At 32.2% G+C, this 19,035-nt stretch carries 19 protein-coding genes; 6 read left to right on the plus strand and 13 right to left on the minus strand.

Features of this window, described 5'->3' with window-relative positions:
- Window positions 1–154: 154 nt before the first annotated feature.
- Both AC4CVH_RS13455 and AC4CVH_RS13460 read left to right on the plus strand, forming a co-directional pair.
- Window positions 155–784: a TetR/AcrR family transcriptional regulator C-terminal domain-containing protein gene (locus AC4CVH_RS13455; protein WP_490788257.1), complete on the plus strand. Its 630-nt coding sequence runs from the start codon at window positions 155–157 to the stop codon at window positions 782–784.
- Window positions 785–786: 2 nt separating this feature from the next.
- Window positions 787–1,815 (plus strand): ketopantoate reductase family protein, encoded by a 1,029-nt coding sequence (locus AC4CVH_RS13460; protein WP_490788258.1) that lies wholly within the window; start codon window positions 787–789, stop codon window positions 1,813–1,815.
- On the opposite strand, the gene AC4CVH_RS13465 is transcribed toward AC4CVH_RS13460, so the two are convergent.
- The 5 genes from AC4CVH_RS13465 to AC4CVH_RS13485 form a co-directional block, all read right to left on the minus strand.
- Window positions 1,757–2,092 carry a branched-chain amino acid transporter permease gene (locus AC4CVH_RS13465; protein ID WP_490788259.1) on the minus strand — a complete coding sequence of 112 codons (336 nt, stop codon included), beginning with the start codon at window positions 2,090–2,092 and terminating at the stop codon, window positions 1,757–1,759. The two genes, AC4CVH_RS13460 and AC4CVH_RS13465, sit on opposite strands and share 59 nt — an antisense overlap.
- Entirely contained in the window at window positions 2,082–2,801 is a 720-nt protein-coding gene (locus AC4CVH_RS13470) for an AzlC family ABC transporter permease (protein ID WP_490788260.1), read from the minus strand. The genes AC4CVH_RS13465 and AC4CVH_RS13470 overlap by 11 nt, the downstream gene beginning before the upstream one ends.
- Window positions 2,802–2,831: 30 nt before the next feature.
- On the minus strand, window positions 2,832–3,449 hold the full coding sequence (locus tag AC4CVH_RS13475; RefSeq protein WP_490788261.1) for an epoxyqueuosine reductase QueH: 618 nt from the start codon (window positions 3,447–3,449) through the stop codon (window positions 2,832–2,834).
- Between the two features lie 26 nt (window positions 3,450–3,475).
- The gene (locus AC4CVH_RS13480; RefSeq protein ID WP_490788262.1) at window positions 3,476–4,339 is read right to left on the minus strand and encodes a hypothetical protein; all 864 of its coding nucleotides are present in this window, start codon (window positions 4,337–4,339) and stop codon (window positions 3,476–3,478) included.
- 71 nt (window positions 4,340–4,410) lie between these two features.
- On the minus strand, window positions 4,411–5,790 hold the full coding sequence (locus AC4CVH_RS13485; protein WP_490788263.1) for an amino acid permease: 1,380 nt from the start codon (window positions 5,788–5,790) through the stop codon (window positions 4,411–4,413).
- Window positions 5,791–6,026: 236 nt separating this feature from the next.
- Between AC4CVH_RS13485 and AC4CVH_RS13490 the strand changes: the two genes are divergently transcribed.
- The 3 genes from AC4CVH_RS13490 to AC4CVH_RS13500 all read left to right on the plus strand — a co-directional run bounded on the left by AC4CVH_RS13490 (window position 6,027) and on the right by AC4CVH_RS13500 (window position 9,302).
- On the plus strand, window positions 6,027–7,736 hold the full coding sequence (locus tag AC4CVH_RS13490) for a peptidoglycan D,D-transpeptidase FtsI family protein (RefSeq protein ID WP_490788264.1): 1,710 nt from the start codon (window positions 6,027–6,029) through the stop codon (window positions 7,734–7,736).
- A 159-nt stretch (window positions 7,737–7,895) separates the two neighbouring features.
- Window positions 7,896–8,051 carry a hypothetical protein gene (locus AC4CVH_RS13495; protein ID WP_490788265.1) on the plus strand — a complete coding sequence of 52 codons (156 nt, stop codon included), beginning with the start codon at window positions 7,896–7,898 and terminating at the stop codon, window positions 8,049–8,051.
- 27 nt (window positions 8,052–8,078) lie between these two features.
- Complete coding sequence (locus AC4CVH_RS13500) at window positions 8,079–9,302, plus strand: pyridoxal phosphate-dependent aminotransferase (protein ID WP_490788266.1); 1,224 nt, start codon at window positions 8,079–8,081, stop codon at window positions 9,300–9,302.
- Window positions 9,303–9,322: 20 nt separating this feature from the next.
- On the opposite strand, the gene AC4CVH_RS13505 is transcribed toward AC4CVH_RS13500, so the two are convergent.
- The 8 genes from AC4CVH_RS13505 to AC4CVH_RS13540 all read right to left on the minus strand — a co-directional run bounded on the left by AC4CVH_RS13505 (window position 9,323) and on the right by AC4CVH_RS13540 (window position 17,849).
- Complete coding sequence (locus AC4CVH_RS13505) at window positions 9,323–10,204, minus strand: GNAT family N-acetyltransferase (protein ID WP_490788267.1); 882 nt, start codon at window positions 10,202–10,204, stop codon at window positions 9,323–9,325.
- Between the two features lie 88 nt (window positions 10,205–10,292).
- The gene (locus AC4CVH_RS13510; protein WP_490788268.1) at window positions 10,293–12,209 is read right to left on the minus strand and encodes a bifunctional 4-hydroxy-3-methylbut-2-enyl diphosphate reductase/30S ribosomal protein S1; all 1,917 of its coding nucleotides are present in this window, start codon (window positions 12,207–12,209) and stop codon (window positions 10,293–10,295) included.
- Between the two features lie 9 nt (window positions 12,210–12,218).
- Window positions 12,219–12,890 (minus strand): (d)CMP kinase, encoded by a 672-nt coding sequence (cmk, locus tag AC4CVH_RS13515; protein ID WP_490788269.1) that lies wholly within the window; start codon window positions 12,888–12,890, stop codon window positions 12,219–12,221.
- Window positions 12,891–12,993: 103 nt separating this feature from the next.
- Window positions 12,994–13,362 carry a chorismate mutase gene (gene aroH, locus AC4CVH_RS13520; protein ID WP_490788270.1) on the minus strand — a complete coding sequence of 123 codons (369 nt, stop codon included), beginning with the start codon at window positions 13,360–13,362 and terminating at the stop codon, window positions 12,994–12,996.
- Complete coding sequence (locus AC4CVH_RS13525) at window positions 13,362–14,594, minus strand: BaiN/RdsA family NAD(P)/FAD-dependent oxidoreductase (RefSeq protein ID WP_490788271.1); 1,233 nt, start codon at window positions 14,592–14,594, stop codon at window positions 13,362–13,364. The genes aroH and AC4CVH_RS13525 overlap by 1 nt, the downstream gene beginning before the upstream one ends.
- Window positions 14,595–14,613: 19 nt before the next feature.
- Window positions 14,614–15,489, minus strand: coding sequence for a MurR/RpiR family transcriptional regulator (locus AC4CVH_RS13530; RefSeq protein ID WP_490788272.1), 876 nt, complete (start codon window positions 15,487–15,489; stop codon window positions 14,614–14,616).
- Between the two features lie 157 nt (window positions 15,490–15,646).
- Window positions 15,647–16,354 carry a pseudouridine synthase gene (locus AC4CVH_RS13535; protein WP_490788291.1) on the minus strand — a complete coding sequence of 236 codons (708 nt, stop codon included), beginning with the start codon at window positions 16,352–16,354 and terminating at the stop codon, window positions 15,647–15,649.
- Window positions 16,355–16,442: 88 nt separating this feature from the next.
- The gene (locus AC4CVH_RS13540; protein WP_490788292.1) at window positions 16,443–17,849 is read right to left on the minus strand and encodes a glycosyltransferase family 2 protein; all 1,407 of its coding nucleotides are present in this window, start codon (window positions 17,847–17,849) and stop codon (window positions 16,443–16,445) included.
- 395 nt (window positions 17,850–18,244) lie between these two features.
- Between AC4CVH_RS13540 and AC4CVH_RS13545 the strand changes: the two genes are divergently transcribed.
- Window positions 18,245–19,012, plus strand: a complete 768-nt coding sequence (locus AC4CVH_RS13545; protein ID WP_490788273.1) for a tRNA threonylcarbamoyladenosine dehydratase — start codon at window positions 18,245–18,247, stop codon at window positions 19,010–19,012.
- Window positions 19,013–19,035: the final 23 nt, after the last annotated feature.

Below are 19,035 nucleotides of genomic sequence, written 5' to 3' on the forward strand. Positions count from 1 at the left end.
ACTCCATTCTTATTGTTTTTTCATCATATAATTATATCGTTAAAGTATACTTGTGTAAACATGAGATGTCTTATTGAAAATGTTGTTATTGAGTACTATAATAAAAACATAAACTTACAGTGTAAGTTTAATGAAAGCAGTGGAGGTGTAAGTTTTGAATCCTAGACATTCAAAGTTGAGTCGTGAAGTAATTATAAAAACGGCTTTTGATCTTTTGGACGAATACGGCGAAGATGAATTTAGTATGAGAAATATTGCCAAAAGACTTAATGTCAAGGCGATGTCTCTATATAATTACGTTAAAGGCAAGAAAGATTTGCAGGATGGTATTGTAGAAATAATTACATGTGAAGTTGAAATACCTAAACCATCGCTAGATTGGAAAGTAACTCTAAGGAATGTTGCACTCTCATTTTATGAGATTTTATTGCGGCATCCAAATGTTTTACCAGTTATATCGACGCATTCACCTATAACTGAAAAAGGAATTGGGCAAGTGGAAAGCTTATTGTTAATTTTAAAAGATACCAATATGTCCGTGCAAGAAGCTTTTTCACTGATCCATATTATTATTGCTTATGTTATAGGTCATGCTGAAATCAGTATTACAAATGATCAAGCTTCCGAGGTAGGGAATGTTAAATTTGATCTGCAAAAATTCCCCAATGTTTATAAGGCTCATCTGAAACTAAATAAGCGAAATTGTAAAGATGAATTTTTATATGGCCTTGATTTGCTTCTTGATGGCATTTCAAAAAAATATCTTGAGAGAGAAGAAAACTAATTATGAAAATTTTAGTAGTTGGTACCGGTGTTATTGGTTGTATATATGGATGGCAGTTGTCAGAGGCTGGATATGAGGTAACGCATTTTGTACGAAGGGGAAGAAAGTCAGAGATTGATAAAAATGGGATTATCATTCATTGCCTTGATGCAAGAAAACAAAATAGACTTATTATAGAAATTTTATATAGGCCAAATACAGTTGAGCAAATAGACAATAATAGATATGATTTGATTATCGTTCCAACAAAAGCGAATCAATTAAATTCCATTCTACCTATACTAGCAAAAACGGAGAAAGATATGAGCATTCTTTTTTTACAAAATTTATGGATTACTCACATTCGACAAATCGAAAGTGCCTTTCAAGATTCCAAAATTATATACGGTCAGGCACATATTGCAGGTGGAGGCAAAAGTGGGAATAAAATTACCTGTGTAATTTTTGGTAGTAAAAACGCACCTACCATGCTTGGGAAAAAAGATGGAACTGTCTCCGAATCAGTCCTTCAAGTTGAAAAAATAATGAGACAAGCTAATTTGAACCCCAAAATTAGCAAAAATATATTTGGCTGGTTAATCAGCCATTATGTAGAAGCCAATGGACTTGTCGCTGGTGTTATGGAAGCAAGGACGGCGCAAAAATATGTTTCAAACAAAAAGTACATTAAACATTCTATACGGCTAATTCGTGAAGGCTTTAAGATATGTACTTTGCTTGGCATACATGCTCGGAGAATTTATCCACAAGCACTCTATTATCTTCCGACATGGTGTTTGGTACCAGCTCTACTTAAGATGTATCGCACAGAAGAAACACAGCTAATGATACAAGGGCATGTAAAACATTCTCCTGATGAAATGAAAGAAATGTTTTATGATGTTTTTGAAACCGGCAAGGATTTTGGTTTATCAATGAAAAACTATAAACAAATGCAAAGGTACATAGACAAATTTCTAAACACAATTTTATTCATACAAATATTAACTGTACTTCAATCATGTATACGATTGTTCCACCCAGTATGCTGATTAAATTATTATGTTTCCATATATGTAAAACTGCTACTGTTATAATTCCAATTGCCTCAGGAATTCCAAAAGGAAATGCTAATAATTTAATATTTCTTAAACAGTAAATTATTAGCATAGCTATTACTGCTGGAGGTAAATTATTACCTATGTACACTATACATTTAGGAGTGCTTTTTTTATTACCGAATAATATAAATGGCGCCATTCTTATGCCGAATGTAACGGCTCCCATAACTAAAATAGCAATTAGAGCATACCTATTATTAACATGCATTTTTAGCATCCTCCTTGCTTTTTTTGCAGTTCTTTCGTTCTATTTGTTTTGAAAAAAACATCAAATTCATAACTATAAGTATCATTGCTGGTAAAACTAAATTATTGGGCCCGAAAATTAAAAGAGAGAGAATAGTTGATAAAATACCAATTAAAACAGGAATATGAGTTTTATATGAAGACCACTGTTCAATAAAAATAACTACGAACAATGCAGTCATTGCAAAATCAATTCCTTTTGTGTCGAATTTAATAAGTGTACCCGCAACAGATCCAATAATTGTTCCAATTATCCAATACATCTGATTTAAAAAAGATATGAAAAATAGAAATAAGTTATTATTAACTCCTTCAGGAGCTTTTACAGAACATAATAATGAGTAGGTTTCATCAGTAAGAGAATATATCATGTATGTTTTTTTCTTTCCCATATTTTTAAACTTGTCTATAAAAGATAATCCGTAGAATAAATGTCTGATGTTCACAAACAAAGTCATAAGTGCTATTTCAATAAATCCAGCGCCACCTGTTAATAAATTGATAGCTATAAACTGCATGGAACCTGCATACACGACTACACTCATTAAAGTTGCCCAAAATAAACTGTAACCTGACTTTTCAAACAATAATCCAAAAGCCATGCCAACTGAAATATACCCGAGCATAATTGGTATTGTGTTTGGGAATGCTGCTTTAATAGCTTTTTTCATGTTAATCTACTCCAATCTAGTTCCAGACAATTATATTTTATTAATCCGTTCTTTCTGTGAAAAAATGCAACCGCAATAATTTTGACGATATAAGTTGTATTTTTTAGACAACATTACAGATGACTTAAATCCATCATTTTTTTTGAAATCAGATGGAAGAAATTTAACATTATACTTATTGGCGAGATTCATACCTATTTCATTTATTTTTTCTGAATTTTTCATAGGGCTTATTGTAAGGGTTGTTGTAAAATAATCAAATTTATTTAATCCGGCATATTTTGCAGCGGCACCAAGTCTGAGTTCAAAGCACCTCTCACATCGTTCACTGCCCTCACCCATATCTTCATAACCTTTAACAGCATCATAAAATAAATCACTTTCATATTTGGGACCTATGACGTTATAATTAAATCCCATTTCGTGTATAAGCCGTATTTGTTCTTTCAGCCGCTTTGTATATTCATATTCAGGATAAATATTAGGATTAAAAAACAATACTTCTATATCAAAATATTTAGATAATAATTGAATTACATGGGAGCTGCACGGTGCACAGCAGCTATGTAATAATAATTTTACCCGTCTATCTTTAATATCCATATGATCTATTTCAGCTAGCATTATTTTATAATAATTATGTTTCATTTCTTCACCTGTTTTCGTGCTTATTTTTAATTTGAAATTAATCTCACCATGCGAATTTTGTCATTTGAATTGATATTGCTAACATGCAATGAATTGATTTTATGCATTTCGTCCACAATGTCCAGCCGATCAAAAAATTCATTTGTTGCATTGACTCCGCCCTTATCTTCGCCGATATAAATTAAAACAGCTTGTTTCTTGATTTTGTTAAATGCCTCCAGTGCATGTATAATTTCTACTTCTCCCTGAGGGGGCCAGCTGCATAACATATAATCCACGTTGCTGCCATATTTTTTTACTGCAGAGACAGCATCTATTCTTTTTATATCACCGTAGTTTCCACTGCGCATGGCAATATAATCATTGTATTTATCTGGAGCAATGTCTGTTGCAAAGACATCTACTCCATTTTCCCTAAGCATGTACGATAAAAGCCCGTTTCCTGACATTATCTCAAGTACTTTTTTGCCGTCTAGTTTTTTTGCCAGGGCTTTTATAAACTCAAAATTTAAGTTGGCATAGCCGGTTATTTTTCTCCATATTGTATCTTCTGCAGATTCCATCTTCAATTTTTTTATTGTCTTTTTCATTATTTTGGATTCCTCTACAGTGTCAGGTATTAGCTTGTATCTTTCATCTGGACTTAATTCGTCTATTAATGTTTCCATAGTTTTTTCAAGACGAAATTTTTTGGCGCTTTTTGGAACATTATACTTTGTTCCCTGCAATGAATTTAGCAAATATAAGTATTCCAGTGGAACGTCTTTGTCATATTTATCAAATAATATACATTTTAATTTATTATAAAACCAATATTGCTTTTCATTGTTTTTGGGCTGAGAATCCATAATATTTAAATCGATTTTCTTATCGTATCTGTGTTTTGACATAATGTATCTCCTCCTTAAAAACATTATTTATTATATACCTAATAAAGTATTATTTTCAATAAGTTGAAGCTTTATTTTAGATTATTCATTGTGCTGTGTTTCATTCCATATGCAAAATATAATGCAAGTCCGACACCAGTCCATATGACAAATCTTATCCAGGTGACTGCAGGAAGATTTACCATTAGATATATGCAGAAAAGTATGGTTATTATAGGTGTCACAGGTACAAAGGGACATTTGAACTTTCTTTCAACGCTTGGCATTGTTTTTCTAAGAACGATAATGCCAGCAGACACGAATAAAAATGCTGACAGAGTTCCTATGCTGCATAGATCTATAATTACATTCAAGGGGAATATTCCACATATTAATGCTGTCAGTATACCTGTAATTATAGTACATGTTCCAGGGGTTTTATATTTACTGTTTATCTTTGAAAATGATTTTGGAAGGAGTCCATCCCTTGACATGACCATGAATATTCTTATTTGTCCATATAATATTACAAGTATAGTAGATATCATTCCAACTACAGCACCTACTCCGACAAGTGCAGAACCCCAGTTGATTCCGATATACGAGAGAGCTGCAGGAAGTGCATTTGTAACATCTATTTTACTGAAAGGCACTATTCCAGTAAGTATGCATGCAGCTGCTATGTACAATATAATTGTAACTCCAAGGCAGATTGCAAGGCCAAGTGGCACATCTCTTTTGGGATTTGCAGTTTCCTCTGCAGCAGTTGATACCGAATCAAATCCTATAAAGGCAAAAAATATTATTGCTGCACCAGACATTATGCCGCGTGTTCCATAAGGTGCAAAAGGATGATAATTTGCAGGGTCTATATGTGTTACCCCCATAAATATAAATAAAAATATTACCAATATCTTTACAGCTACAATTATAGTGTTTACTCTGCTGCTTTGTGTTACACCTATATAAAGTACATATGTTATTATAGCAACGATAATTACAGATGGAAGATCGATTATTCCACCAGAAAGCGGCGTAGTTGTAATTGCACTTGGAAGATTTATACCTGATGATTTTAAAATACCGGTGAAGGTGCTGGACCATCCTGATGCCACAACCGCGCCTGATACGAGGTATTCAAGCATAAGGTTCCAGCCTATGATCCATGCAATGATTTCTCCAAATGCTATATAACAATATGAATATGTACTACCGGCAACGGGGAACATTGTGGCAAGTTCTGAATATGTAAGGCCGCATAAAGCACTTGTAACAGCAGCTACAATAAAGGATATTATAACCGCAGGTCCTGCAAGTTTTGCCCCCTGCCCTGTTGATACGAATACTCCGGTGCCAACTACCGAGCCTATACCAAGACAGGCAAGGTCTATATAATTTAGGCTTTTCTTAAGCCCACTTTTTTTTATGGATTCCTTAAAATTATTTATATTTTTTTTCCTGAATAGATTCAAGTGTATCTCTCCTTTTGGTTTATTTATTTACAATACTAAAGTATTAAAGGTATAAAGGCATAAAGAATTTGATATCCCGATAAATATTATATATTAAAATAAAAAAAATATATAGTAAAAGTTTTAAAAATATATCCCGATAAATGTATATATGCTTTATATTGTTGAAATAAGAAGAAATAGAAGTTATAATTTGGGGAGAATGTATAACAAAATAAATTTATAGGAGAAAAAAAGTGCGTAGAAAAGAAAGAAAATATTCGGTAAGAAATAGATTGTTTGCAGTACTCTTAATATTCGGGGTGATAATGCTTGCGTGTATAGGAAGAATCTCATATATAATGATTGGCAAAGGGGATTTTTATAGGATTAAAGCTGAAAAACAATGGACGAATAAGACACTTATAAAACCTGTACGAGGTGAAATATTTGATAGAAATTATAATGAACTTGTTACAAATGAAAATAACTATAGAATAGATATTGATCTTAAAACAATGAAGGAATATGCAAGTGACAAGAAAAAGAGCATGGATGAAATTGAGAAAAAAATATCTGAAATACTAGGTATGAAAAAATCGGATGTTGACAGCATAATAAATACAAAATCAAATTATAAAGTTTTAAAGAGAAATATATCAAGTGCTCAAAAGGACAAAATAAAAGCTCTCAATATAAATGGAATAATAATATCTCCTGATACGAAGAGATATTATGTGAATAATGGTTTGATGCTGCCAGTTCTTGGACAAACTAATCTTGATGGTGAAGGCATAAGTGGTGTGGAAATGAGTTATAATGACATACTTACGGGTATTGCCGGTTCAAGCACGTCTCAAGTGGATAGTAAGGGTTATGACCTCCCTTATGATGGAGTTAAATATAAAAAACCTGTAAACGGAAAAGATCTGGTACTTACCATGGATGCAAATTTACAGCTGTTTACTGAAAAAGAAGCAGAAAAGGTGTTAAAGGAAAACAGTGCAAAATCCGTTACGATTACAATAATGAATCCTAAAAATGGTGAAATACTTGCCATGGTAAGCAAAATGAATAACAAATCAGCCACTTTAAACAATGCAATACAATCCACTTTTGAACCAGGATCAATATTTAAAGCTATAACTTCCGAGATTGCGCTCGAAACAGGAACATCAAATGCAGATCAATATTTTTTGTGCAACGACAGTATATTAATCGATGGTTCGAGGATATACAACTGGGACAAGGCCAGCCATGGAATGTTGAGTTTTGTAGATATTCTAAAAGAATCAAACAATGTTGGATTCGCACAGCTTGGCATAAAGATAGGAAGAGACAATATCTACAATTATATAAAAAAATTTAAATTCGGACAAAAGACAGGAATTGATCTTCCAGGTGAAGAAAGCGGTATAGTTAAAACAAAAGACTCTATGAAAGATATAGATGTTGCAAATATAGCTTTTGGACAGGGAATAGCTTTGACGCAGGTTCAATACATGGCAGCTTTCAATGCAATAGCAAATGGAGGAACTTGGATACGACCGCACGTAATGAAGGAAACTGGGCACATGGGAAAAGACAGCAATTTTGTAGAAGATGGTAAATACAATAATCTTGGCTCAAGCAGAATAATGAATGAAGATATAACACGAAATCTTAGAGGTTACTTGGAAAAGGTTGTTTCGGAAGGTGTTGGAAAAAGTGCTTATATTAAGGGATATGGAATTGCAGGAAAAACTGGTACGGCGCAAAAAGCAAGTCCAAATGGTGGAGGATACATGCCTGGCAAATATGTTTCTTCTTTTGTAGGTATGGCACCATATAATGATCCTAAAATTACACTTATAGTTTCTATAGATGAACCGGACTCATCAAATTATTATGCGGCTCAGACATCTGCACCAGCAGCCAAAGATTTATTCTCGTACATATATAATTATACAAGTTATATAAAAAAATAAATTCAAAGAACCACTATGTATATAAAAATTATATTATGTGGTTCTTTTATAATATAGCGTTATATGTAAAAATATTAACCAGAGGATTAGTTGTTATGAATTTTGGAATAAAAAAGTGTTTTTCGGGGTAAACTCCTCTTAAAAGAGGTGATTTATGCGATGTATAATATAAAAGACAAAGAGGAATCATATAAGAACAAAAACAAGATGAGGGCTAATTGTATTTGTGACAGAGGTTATTTTAAACAAATTCAATTCAGCAGTATGTTTGAATTAAAATCAATTCATATTCCTACAGAAGGTATTATAAAATAAAAAAAAATAAGGATTTGGGGGGTTTTTATGAAATTATCTAATAGAATATCAAATATGAATTTTTCATCCATAAGAAAGTTAATTCCATATGCAGAGGATGCACAAAAAAGAGGAATAAATATTTATCATTTAAATATAGGACAACCGGATGTAAAGACACCGGATAATTTTTTCTCGGCTATTTCAAATTTCAAAGAAGAAGTGCTTTCATATACTCAGTCACAAGGTATATCAACTCTTCAGAAAAATTTTATAGAATATTATGATAAAAAGCTTGATACTAAATTTACGGACAAGCAGCTTCTCATTACAAATGGAGGAAGTGAAGCGCTTCTTATGACATTTTTGTCTATATTTGATCCAGGAGATGAAGTTATATCACCTGAACCATTCTATACAAACTACAACAGTTTTGCAGAAATTTCATCTACTACAATCGTTCCTTTTTTGACAAGATCGGAGGATGGATTTCATATTCCAAATAAAAAGGACATAGTTGACAAGATAACCAGTAAAACAAAGGCAATAATAATATCCAATCCTGGAAATCCTACAGGAATTGTATATTCAAAAGAAGAATTGAGAATGCTTGGCAATATAGCAAAGGAGTATGATTTGTATCTTATTGCCGATGAGGTTTATAGAGAGTTTGTATACGATGATCTGGTATTTACTTCTGCCTTAAGCATGAAGGATATACTAGACAGGGTTATAATAATAGACAGTATGTCTAAAAGGTATAGTGCCTGTGGTGCGAGAATAGGTATGATTGCCTCCAAAAATGATGAGTTTATGCATAATATAATGAAGCTTTGCCAGTCGAGATTATGTACGCCTACTATAGAACAGATAGGTGCATCTGCATTGTGGAGCACGCCTGAAAGTTATTTTGAGAATACAAGAAAGAAATATGAATCAAGAAGAAATCTTATAGTCGAGGAACTCAACGACATACCTGGAGTTTCATGTAAAAAACCAAGCGGTGCTTTTTATATAATAGCAAAACTTCCGGTAGATGACTCAGAAGATTTTGCAAAATTTATGCTTAGAGATTTTGATGTAGATAAAAATACTGTAATGATTGCTCCGGCAGGTGGATTTTATGCTACTCCAGGACTTGGAAAAAATGAAGTCAGAATATCATACTGTATAAACAAGGATTCTTTAAAAAAGGCCGTTCATATAATGAGACTTGGACTTGAAGAATATACTAAAAAAAATAAAGAAGTGCTTAATGAGATGCCTGTTTAGACGCCTCATCAAGTAATTTTTTAAGGAAGGATATTTTCAAGTTTCCATGTATATATTTCATTGCATATTTTAAATCCCATAGATTTATAGAGATTTGCTGCGATTGTATTTGAACTCTTAACTTTTATTTTCATAGTTCTAAATCCATTTAGATAACTCATTTTAAGAAGATATTTTAAAAGATACTTGCTGTATCCTTTTCCTCTATGCTCTTTTAATATTCCAAAGTTTACAATGACAGGAGTTACTTTATTTTCAAGAATAATCTGTCCGTAACCTATAAATTCATCATTTTTTTTCAAAAAAACTGCTCCCTTTTCAAAGTAATATGTTTGAAGTTCATCGTAATATATATCTTCGATACTGAGAGGAATTCTACCTTCATTTTCAAAGATGCTGTTTTGAATATTACATCTCAGGGCCTCATCTCTTCCGCGTATAAACGAGTGAAATTCAAGACCGTTAATAAAATTAAACTTTAAATCCTGATTTATATTTATATCGAATATTAAAGTCCCATCAAGTTTTGTAAAGCCAATTGATTCAAGTATGCTAAAATTATTATTTTTTTTTTGGCAGATATAATTAACGGGCAGTTTTTTACTTATAGAACAGATCAGATGCTTGTACGGTGTATTGGTATTGTCATATCCTTTTTTGATATTTATAGAGTTTATGCTATAAATATTTTTATTTGAATTGTAAATCCATATGTAACCTATATATTTTGAATTATATTTTATCAATTTTACTTTTCTTCTCATGGATATCTGTTTTGCAAAGTTTGAATCCAGGTATTCTTTGAAAAAATCTTTATTCAGTGGATTAAAATAATATCTTTCCTGATTCAATTTGTAAAAACAGTCCAAATTTTTTCTTATAAGTGATACACACTCATACATAGACAACATCCCCATAGCTTAATTTAGAGATATTAAAAAGGCAAGCCAAAAGCCCCCTTCATTTGGGGGCAATATTGAGCCTGCTTTTTTAGATTTCATCTACTTCTTTTATACTTAAAGCTATCTTTTCATCATCTTTATTTACTTCAAGAATTTTGGCTTTTACTTCATCACCTATATTTAAAACATCTTCAGGTTTTTCAATTCTCTTGTGGCTTATTTGTGATATGTGAACTAGAGCATCAACGCCTGGTTCAAGTTCAACAAAAGCACCAAAGCTTGCAAATCTTACAATTTTTCCAAGAACAACACTGCCAACTGGATATTTTACATCTACATTTATCCAAGGGTTTTCCTGAAGTTTTTTAATTGAAAGTGACAGCTTTTTCTTGTCTCTGTCTACATCAAGTATATAAACTTTTATTTTGTCTCCTGCTTTCAAAACATCACTTGGCTTTTCAACTCTTCCCCAGGATAATTCTGATACGTGAAGAAGTCCGTCAACGCCTTGTACATCTACAAATGCACCAAAATCTGTAAGCCTTCTAACTTCTCCCTCAACTACAGTATCTTTTTCAAGTGTATTCCATGTTTTTTCTTCCTGTTTTTCTTTATCCCCTCTGAGAAGTTCCCTTCTTGAAGCTACAACTCTTGTGCCTTTTCTTTCAGTTTTGAATTCTATTATGTTTACGTCAAATTCTTTTCCCTCGTATATGGAAAGATCATCTACGTGATAGAGTTCTACATGTGATGCAGGTATAAATACCCTGGCTCCCTTGTAATTTGCAACTAGACCGCCTTTAACAGCTTCTTTGACTGTAATTTTCAATATCTCGTTGTTTTCATTTGCAGTTTTTAATTCTCTATATGCATTTTCCCTTTCGAGTTCAAGCTTTGAAAGAACTACATAGCCATCTTCATTTTGTCTTCTTACTACTTTTACTTCAAGTTCATCTCCAACATGTATTAATTCTTTTAAATCTTCACTTTCATTTTTTGTTATTTCTGATTTTGGAAGTATACCATCTGATTTATATCCTATATTTAAAAATACCTCTTTTTCATTTACAGATATTACTGTACCAGTAACTTTTTCACCCAATATTATCTGCTTATCATTTTTATCCATATAAGATAATTGCTCATTTGATTCCAAATTTTTGTCGTCACTCATTTTTAAAATTGCCTCCTTTATTATCCAATCCGGTGTTGAAGCTCCAGCTGTAACACCTATAGTTTTTATTTCATTAGAATGAATTATATTATCAGGTATTTCTCCTGAATTTTCAACATGAATGGTATTAGCACAATTGCTACTGCATATTTCATAAAGCTTTGTAGTGTTTGAACTGTTTTTTCCGCCAATTACTATCATAAGATCAACATTTTTTGATAGTGAATTTGCAGACTTTTGCCTCGATTCAGTAGCACTGCATATTGTATTAAATGCTATAAATTCTTTGCACTTCTTTGAAATTACACCCAATACTTTTTCGAAGTTGATTTGTTTTTCAGTGGTTTGAGATACTATACACAACTTTGATGGTATACACTCAAGTTCAGATCCGTTTCTTGTAATTATGGCCTTGTTTTCACACCATCCGTTTATTCCCTGTACTTCCGGATGATTTTTATCACCTATTATAAGTATATGATATCCTCGTTTACTGTACTCTTCAACTTTTTTTTGTATATTTAATACATATGGGCAAGTTGCATTTACTATGATTAGTTTTTTGCCTTCTAAAACTTGAAATACCTTTTTCGATATGCCATGGGAGCGTATTATAACAACACTTCCGTCATCTATATCCTTTATATTTTCCAGTTCAATAGGAAATATCCCTCTTGATTTTAAAAAATTTACTACATCGGAATTATGTATTAGAGGCCCTAATGTATAGACCTTTCTATCTTTGTATTGCGTCTCCGAGTTAAGAGTCTCTTCAACTGCCCTCTTTACTCCAAAACAGAAACCTGCATTTTCAGCTAGAAATATATTCATAATACCACCTTAACTATGGCATAGATTCACCATATATGTATTTATATAATTTGAAATAACCTCTACAACTTCATCTATAGAAAGACTTGATGAATCTATTTCTACTGCATCATCGGCTTTTTTTAGTGGAGATACAGTTCTGTTTGAATCAATATTGTCCCTATTTATTATATCATTTAATATGTTTTCATATTCCACTTTAAGTCCTTTTTTGCTTAATTCAGTATACCGTCTCTCTGCCCTTGCTTCTGGAGATGCAGTAAGGAAAAATTTCAAAGGTGCGGATTTTAAAACTACGGTTCCGATGTCACGACCGTCCATGATTACATTATATCTATTGGACATGTCTTGCTGCATGTGAACAAGCAAAGATCTTACCTCTTTTATTTGAGCATAATTTGATACATTGTTTGTTACATAAATGCCGCGTATTTCATCTTCCACGTCTTCGTTATTTACTATGATTCTATTGTTTTCAAAATGCATATCAAGTGATTTGATTAATTCGCACATTTTATTTACGTCTGTAAAACCTATTTTTTCCCTAAGGCACATCAAAGTAACAGCTCTGTACATGGAACCTGTATTTATATACATCAAGTTGAACTTTATGGCTATTAAGTTTGCTATGGTACTTTTTCCAGCCGCCGCCGGCCCATCTATTGCTACAGATATATTCAAATTTTCCTTCTCTCCTCTCAAAATTGGGAAATAGAAAATATTTATAATTTACCGTACCTTTATATATTCTATAAAAACAAATAAAATCCTTTATTTTATGACATCATTCATCTAATAAATCTTTTCTAAGTCTTTTTGCACCATTTAAGTATATAAACTTACCTATATTGTTTTTTCTGTCTATGAATAAAAGCAATCTTATACATAAAGGTATAAAACCATTTAGATCAGTATCTACATCCATTTCATTGAAATGCATTATTGCAGTATGATCAAGTTTGAAGTATTCTCTTATAAATTTTCCAGGATAGGCTTTTGTAACATCTTTTGTACAGGAAAATTCCACAGCTACAATTTCATCTAAACTTATCTTGTTTGCATCTATTACTTTGGAAAATAATTCAATTGAAGCATTCTTTATCTCATCTTCGGTATTCATTTTTATAGTTGAGGCACCTCGTATTGCCATCATTACGAATCAACTCCATTTCCAGCACTGAATCCTGTGGACAATGCTATTTGTATGTTAAATCCTCCGGTATATCCGTCTATATCAATTATTTCACCCGAGAAATACAAGTTGTCAATTAACTTTGAACGCATAGTTGAAGGATTTATTTCAGAAGTATTAATTCCTCCAGAGGTAACAATCGCTTCTTCTATTGGTCTTGGACATTTTATTTCAAGTTTGAGGTTTTTGATTGTATTTACAAGATTGTGTCTTTCATTTTTTGTTATCGAATTGATTTTCTTATCTGGATTTATACCACTGAGGTCTATGATTACTGGTATCATTTTTTTGGGAAGAAGTTCATATAGGGAATTTTTTAAATCTTTATTGATAAATTTTGAAAAATCCCTTTGAATTCTTCTGTCAAGTTCATCATTTGAAAGAGCAGGTTTCAAATCTATCACAGCATTTAAATGTTGATTTTTAATATTCATGGAAACGGATCTACTGGAACTTAAAACTATGGGTCCTGATATTCCAAAATGGGTAAATATCATTTCGCCAAAATTATTACAAAGTATTTTTCCATGTGAATTTTTTATATAAAGTTCAACGTTTTTAAGTGACAATCCCTGCAGTTTATCTATCCAGTGATTACTGACTTCTATTGGAACAAGAGAAGGTCTTAACTTTACTATAGTATGACCAAGTGATTTTGCAAGAGTGTAGCCGTCTCCTGTGGAACCGGTAGCAGGATATGATTTTCCACCTGTGGCCAGTATGAAACAGTCTCCATTTATACGTGAACCATCGGAAAGTTTGACTGCATTGATTGCATTTTTCCCGTACACAAATTCTTCTGCAGTGGAATTATAACGGATTTCTACATTATTTTCTTTAAGACTTTTTTCCATTGCATGTATTATATCGGAGGATTTATCAGAAACAGGAAATACACGATCTCCACGTTCCACTTTCAAGGATACATTCAAATCATTCAAAAAACGAATAGTATCTTGATTTGTAAAAGTGTACAGTGAACTGTATAAGAATTCCGGATGACCGGGAATATAGTCAAAAAATTCACTTATATCCTTGTTGTTTGTAATATTGCATCTTCCTTTGCCGGATATGTACATCTTTTTTCCCAGTCTTTCATTTTTTTCAAGAAGTAAAACTGAATTATTTTTGGAAGCTGTTATTGCGGCCATCATACCTGCGGGGCCACCGCCGATTACTATAACTTTTTTCATAAATTATCATTCCTATATTTTAGTTTTGATCTTTGAATGAATATACACGATATTCCTTCCATATATTTTCAAGATCAGTAAACGTAGATGATATTTTTTCTTTTTCTCTAAGTCCTACTGAAACTATAAGTGCATTTATAACGCTAAGTGGTGCCACAAGTGAATCTACGAAAGAAGCCATATTGCTTTGCGCAATCAAGGTATAATCTGCAGCCGATGCAAGTGGTGAAAGAAGGCTGTCTGTAATTGCAACCACTTCGGCACCGCGGCTTTTTGCAAAAGTAAGTGATTCTATTGTTCTTGAAGCATATCTGGGGAAACCTATTCCTATTACAAGATCATCTTCTCTTAGATTTATCATCTGCTCGAATATGTCACTTATCCCATAGCCAACTACCTTTACGTTATCAAGTATGAGGTTCAGATAAAATCCGAGAAAATCTGCAATTGCAGTCGAACTCCTAAGTCCTATTATGTATATCTTGTTTGCCTTGAATATGCTGTTTATTACATCATCGAATGTTTTATGATTTATCTTTTCAAGAGTTGACCTTATATTCTCCATATCCGCTTTAAGTACGCCTTTAAGTGGATTTTCCTGACTTACTATATCATTTGAAAGTTCAATCCTCTGTACCGTTGTCAATTTGTTTTTTATTAATTCTTGAAGAGCTTTTTGCAATTTAGGATATCCTGAAAATCCAAGTTCGTTGGCAAATCTTACAACTGTAGATTCACTTACACCAACGCTTATACCAAGTTTCGCCGCAGTCATAAATGCTGCTTTGTCATAATGCTTTAATATGTATTCAGCTATTAGCTTTTGGCCTTTGCTAAGCCTTGGGAACTTAACCTGTATTGTTCTCATTAAGTCCTGTTTATTTATATCTTCCATAACTAATTCATTCCTTTCTTTCAATCCTAAAATTTGCAACTTTTATTTCATTTTAACATCTATTGAACTTATTATCAACTTTGCTTTCATTTTTTCTTTTTATTAGTTTACTTTTGTTTTAATTTACATAATATTTGATATGTTTTCTGTTTGTATGCTATTTGAAAATATTGTATATCCTATCCTTTTCTAAATAAATCCACTCCCCTAGTTTCAAATTTCCAAGCTTTAAATTCCCTATTGCAACTCTTTTTAACGTTACAACCGGATGCCCAAGGGTTTCACACATTCTTCTTACTTGTCTGTTCTTTCCTTCATGTATTTTGATTTCAACAATTGATGTGTTTCTGTATTCCTTAATCTCTCTAGCTGTTGCCCTACTTGTTACATAGTCTCCTATATCAATACCTGTCCTGAATTTGTCTAGCTGATCTTCATTAAACTTTCCTACAATTTCTGCAACATATGTTTTTTCTTTTTCATATTTTGGATGCACTATCTTATTGTAAACTTCTCCGTCATTTGTCAGGATAATCAATCCCGATGTATCGTAGTCCAACCTCCCTACAGGATAAATTCTTTCTTTTATATTTACAATGTCAATGACGGTCTTTCTATTTCTATCATCATTTGCACTGCATATTATGCCTTCTGGTTTGTTAAGTGCTATGTATACTTTTCTCTCTTCCTGCTTTATTATTTTTCCGTCCACTTTAACTGTATCTTTTGAAATATCGACTTTGAATCCAAGCTTATTTACAATAGCTCCATTCACCATGACTCTTCCATCCAATATAATATCCTCACATTTTCTTCTTGAGGCAATACCGCAGCTTGCCATATATTTTTGTAGTCTTTCCATTATATTTTCATCATCCTTTTTTATAAATTCATAAAAAAAAGTTGATTAACATTTTTTTATTTTCCAAAAGTGTCAATCAACCTTCTAAATATTATTCTACTTCCTGAATTCCTATTTGTCTAATGTGTTTTGTATGGCTCCATTCCTTATTGTTCTTGTCCAATATACCTTGTATTGTAATAGGTATCCATGTCAGAGTATATATCCCATACAGCAGATACCATATAAACAGCTTTATTGATTTTTTCCTGCCTATAATCCCTATACCAACTATAAATATTGCAAAGTATACTACATTTCCTATTACCATCTGCAAAAAAGTAGGTGTGGCAAATATAGCTGACAGTATGACTACATTCAATGAGTAAAGTGCAAAAACATAAAACATTTTTTTAGACAATTTATTTTCCAATAACATTATAAACGGCGTAAACAAAAATTGAAAAATACTAAATGCTTTCCACAAAGCCTGTGTAAATGAATTTTCATTAAACAAATAGTTTACGACGAATATGTGAAGTCCGTGATTACTCTGAAGCAATGTCAAAAGTGCAGCAAGTCCCATCAAAAGTGTTGTAAATGGCTGAACCGTATAAAGTGCACAGTCTAGTGTTGTAAAGCTTCTATCTTTTACTGATTTTTTGAGCAGTTTAAAAAAGAATCTTGAAGCTACATCGGTAAAACCCTGCATCCACCTTTTTCTTTGATTCCACGATTGTTTCAAAGTAAGTGGTTTTTCATCATATACTATGGCGTTATGAGCCCAGCCAACCTTATATCCGTTAAGTACGAGCTTGCAGGTAAATTCAAGATCCTCTGTAAGGCACGTAACACCCCAACCAAGTTTTTTAAGTATTAAAGTATCTACACAAAACCCAGTTCCGCCTATCTGATTTGACAATCCAAGATTTGCCCTTGCAAGCTGAAAAAGCCTGTTAACAGTCCAAAATGATATTGAATATGATTCGGTTATCCATGAATCATTTGGATTTTTGCTGTCTATGTAACCTTGAACAACTTTATATCCTTTCATCAACTTGTAATTCATTTCAGTGAGAAAATTTTTTGATACTAGGTTGTCTGCATCAAAAATGGCTATGGCATCATAAGATTTGTCCATTTTAAATATTTTGTTAAACATCCACTCAAGTGCATATCCTTTTCCACGCTTATCCGGAACATTTCTCTCAAATACATTTACATCATATTTCCTTGCTATGCTCGCAGTTTTGTCTGAGCAGTTGTCAGCTATAACAAAAATATCATACATTTCTTTAGGATACTCGATATCCTGCAGACTTTCTATTATCTTGGCAATAACCATTTCTTCATCATGAGCTGCCACGAGAAGTGCGAACTTCTTCTCAGGCGCACAATATTTTGCACCGTCGTCTTTCTTTTTATAAAGACCAAATAGGGAAAGTATCAAGTAGTACACTGTAAATATTAACACACCTATTTGAAAGACAAATGTAAAGTTAAAAACAAAATCTTTCATCATAAAAATCCTTTCTTTTATGTTTTTCCATACATTTAACCAAATTAATTCAAACTAAATCAAAACACAATTATGTATACAAAATAACCTATATAATACTATCATAAGTTCAAGATGGTTGCACATAGAATTTAAATTAAAAAACATTAAAATTTATATATATCTTTTGTATGTTACTTAATCCATTATATCACTCTATGTTAAAATATTTTAAGCTTAAATAAAAATAATTTATATATACACTAATAATTTAACCATTTATTCATAATAATATAAGCCCATGTCAGTCAAATAATTTATAATTTATATCTAAATATAAGTTATTTGTATAAACTTTATGTTATTATAATATAGTATTTTTGTTATATTCAAATAAGGAGTTGAAAATTTACATAATGAAACAAAATTCGTTTTCAAGAACAGAACTTTTAATAGGAAAGGAATCAACAGAAAAGTTAAAAAAAAGTACGGTAGTTATATTTGGATTGGGTGGTGTTGGAAGTTTTTCTCTTGAGGCAATTGCAAGATCAGGAGTTGGGAATATAATAATAATTGACGATGATACTGTATGCCTTACAAACATAAACAGACAAATACAGGCAACATTTAAGACTATAGGAAAACCAAAAGTCCAGGTATTGAAAGATAGGATCCTTGACATAAATCCAAACTGTTCCGTAAAAGCCTATCAGACTTTTGCAGACAAGGAAAATATAAACGAATTAATACCTGAAAATACCGACTACGTTATTGATGCAATAGACACTGTATCCTCAAAGATATCCCTTATAGTCTGGTGTAAAAGCCACAATATAAATATAATAAGCTGTATGGGTACTGGAAATAAACTTGATCCTACAAAATTCAAGATAGCAGATATATATTCAACTAAAATATGTCCTCTTGCTAAAGTAATGAGACACGAGCTAAAAAAAAGAGGAATTAAAGATTTGAAGGTACTTTATTCGGAAGAAATTCCTAAAAAGCCCAGAATAGATGAAGTTGTAACCTGTAAGGAAGGCTGCGTATGTGTCGGCGGGTCTAAAAAATGTCTTGCAAAGCGCCAGATACCTGCAAGCATATCTTTTGTTCCGCCGGTTGCAGGCATGATAATAGGTGGGGAAGTTATAAAATCCATAATAGGAGAAGGACAAAGACAATAACGTTTTTTCTTGTCTTTGTTTTA

It is taken from the genome of Clostridium pabulibutyricum, assembly GCF_058242705.1.

What these genes read in the sequence shown, in the direction of transcription:
- AC4CVH_RS13525 (WP_490788271.1), bottom strand. Translation starts at nt 14,594, where the DNA reads ATGAAAAAAGTTATAGTAATCGGCGGTGGCCCCGCAGGTATGATGGCC.
- AC4CVH_RS13495 (WP_490788265.1), top strand. Translation starts at nt 7,896, where the DNA reads ATGTATAATATAAAAGACAAAGAGGAATCATATAAGAACAAAAACAAG.
- AC4CVH_RS13470 (WP_490788260.1), bottom strand. Translation starts at nt 2,801, where the DNA reads ATGAAAAAAGCTATTAAAGCAGCATTCCCAAACACAATACCAATTATG.
- AC4CVH_RS13530 (WP_490788272.1), bottom strand. Translation starts at nt 15,489, where the DNA reads ATGGAAGATATAAATAAACAGGACTTAATGAGAACAATACAGGTTAAG.
- AC4CVH_RS13460 (WP_490788258.1), top strand. Translation starts at nt 787, where the DNA reads ATGAAAATTTTAGTAGTTGGTACCGGTGTTATTGGTTGTATATATGGA.
- AC4CVH_RS13505 (WP_490788267.1), bottom strand. Translation starts at nt 10,204, where the DNA reads ATGTATGAGTGTGTATCACTTATAAGAAAAAATTTGGACTGTTTTTAC.
- AC4CVH_RS13480 (WP_490788262.1), bottom strand. Translation starts at nt 4,339, where the DNA reads ATGTCAAAACACAGATACGATAAGAAAATCGATTTAAATATTATGGAT.
- AC4CVH_RS13475 (WP_490788261.1), bottom strand. Translation starts at nt 3,449, where the DNA reads ATGAAACATAATTATTATAAAATAATGCTAGCTGAAATAGATCATATG.
- AC4CVH_RS13545 (WP_490788273.1), top strand. Translation starts at nt 18,245, where the DNA reads ATGAAACAAAATTCGTTTTCAAGAACAGAACTTTTAATAGGAAAGGAA.
- AC4CVH_RS13465 (WP_490788259.1), bottom strand. Translation starts at nt 2,092, where the DNA reads ATGCATGTTAATAATAGGTATGCTCTAATTGCTATTTTAGTTATGGGA.
- AC4CVH_RS13510 (WP_490788268.1), bottom strand. Translation starts at nt 12,209, where the DNA reads ATGAATATATTTCTAGCTGAAAATGCAGGTTTCTGTTTTGGAGTAAAG.
- AC4CVH_RS13500 (WP_490788266.1), top strand. Translation starts at nt 8,079, where the DNA reads ATGAAATTATCTAATAGAATATCAAATATGAATTTTTCATCCATAAGA.
- AC4CVH_RS13540 (WP_490788292.1), bottom strand. Translation starts at nt 17,849, where the DNA reads ATGAAAGATTTTGTTTTTAACTTTACATTTGTCTTTCAAATAGGTGTG.
- aroH (WP_490788270.1), bottom strand. Translation starts at nt 13,362, where the DNA reads ATGATGGCAATACGAGGTGCCTCAACTATAAAAATGAATACCGAAGAT.